This is a genomic window from Pseudomonas sp. 06C 126 (assembly GCF_001855215.1).
GTDB lineage: Bacteria > Pseudomonadota > Gammaproteobacteria > Pseudomonadales > Pseudomonadaceae > Aquipseudomonas > Aquipseudomonas proteolytica.
Window position 1 is genome coordinate 1 of record NZ_MIFU01000057.1, and the last position, 319, is coordinate 319.

At 71.2% G+C, this 319-nt stretch carries 1 protein-coding gene; it reads left to right on the top strand.

Going from position 1 to position 319, the window contains the following annotated elements:
- Nucleotides 1-319, top strand: a 319-nt coding sequence (locus tag BHC62_RS07285) for a hypothetical protein (protein WP_218124021.1), incomplete at both ends; no start/stop codon positions are given.

Genomic DNA, 319 nt, shown 5'->3' on the forward strand with positions numbered 1-319 from the left:
GCGGAGCTCAAGCGTCTGGTCGAACGCGGACACGCCGAAGCGCACGTGGAGGGCGGGCGGCGGCGGCGCACCCGCTACACGATCACTCCCGCTGGCCGCGCCGCGCTACAGGCCTGGCTCGGCACGGTGCCGGCACCCCCGACGCTCGAAATCGAGGGACTGCTTCGGGTCATGCTCGCCGACCAAGGAAACATGGACGATCTGCGCGCCGCCGTCGAAGCGACAGCACGGCAAGCGCGCACGGTACGCGCCGAAGGTCTACCGCTCGTGGCGGAGCTGCTCGCGACGGGAGGACCGTTCCCGCAGCGACTGCACCTCA